The organism is Acinetobacter sp. HA, assembly GCF_000264725.1.
In the GTDB taxonomy this organism is placed as follows: domain Bacteria; phylum Pseudomonadota; class Gammaproteobacteria; order Pseudomonadales; family Moraxellaceae; genus Acinetobacter; species Acinetobacter schindleri.
In genome coordinates, this window is record NZ_AJXD01000075.1 from 1 (window position 1) to 1,051 (window position 1,051).

Consider the following 1,051-nt stretch of genomic DNA (forward strand, 5'->3'; position numbering starts at 1 on the left):
AGCATTTCCCATGCTTATTGGGGAGTAGATTATCACTTATAGGCATGGTCTAAAATCCTAGACCCACATCAATCTTCTTCAGTGTCTCGAGCATGAAATTTAAAATTACTATCACTAATAAGCTCTTCATACTCAAGTAAAACTTGTGTATCTAACTGATCCAAGATAGCAATAGTCGAGTTAAGTTCCCATTCGCAATCTAAACAAACTTCCTCATTTAAAATTTTTCCCTCTTGTTGTTTCAGACCGACAGTATTATTTTGCTCAACATCATTAACAACTTCTAATGCCCCATGACAACCAGCTGCTAGAAGTGTTCTTCCCCATGAGCCAGTGCTCACTCCAAAAACTTTAGATTCTCCCCAAACTTTATATAAATCATTAAAGCTCATGATTTTACCATTATCCCAACTTTCTCTAAATGGTAAAGCTTCCAAACCTCTTTCCGATGAAATATATAAAATATTATCTTTTATATCTAAATCTGTTGACCAAACATCTAAGTCTAAACATATACCTTTTTGATATTCTTCTAAAAAGTTTTGATCTAATTCTATAACTAAATCTTTTTCAAATTTAATATTTTTATCTTGACGCGTATCAATCAATTTTTTCTCAAAACGCTTTTTCTGAACATCTTTTCTCATGTATTCTTTTATTAGATGATTCCAGCTATAAGTGCAAAGTTTTCCATCAACATCAATAGTAAATAAGACTCCAGAATAAATAAAAGAATCTAAAAAATTTCCTTCAATATTAATTTTAAATTCAGACATTACTTTATCGCCTTATTTAATTTGACAATTGTTTTTTTCTTCACACCCGGAGATTTTTGCCACATTTTTAAAATATCACTTGGAGGAAAATCAGAGACAGTATTTACTGGATAACCATGCCATCGGTCTTCTCTATGCTTAATAAATTTGGCAACTACCAGATTAATATGAGTATTTTTTCCTCTATATTTTGGTCTATGATCTTCACCTATTACTAAAGGGGGCAGAGTAAAACTTGAAGTGCGACATAAACCACCTAATTAATTTAAAGGGTT

At 31.4% G+C, this 1,051-nt stretch carries 1 protein-coding gene; it reads right to left on the reverse strand.

Annotated elements, in window-relative coordinates:
* Positions 1-68: 68 nt before the first annotated feature.
* A complete protein-coding gene (locus tag HADU_RS11480) occupies positions 69-776 on the reverse strand; it encodes a hypothetical protein (protein WP_008306609.1) in 708 nt (235 codons plus the stop codon).
* Between the last annotated feature and the right edge of the window lie 275 nt (positions 777-1,051).

Coding starts and splice junctions, on each gene's coding strand:
- HADU_RS11480 (WP_008306609.1), bottom strand. CDS start 776: ATGTCTGAATTTAAAATTAATATTGAAGGAAATTTTTTAGATTCTTTT.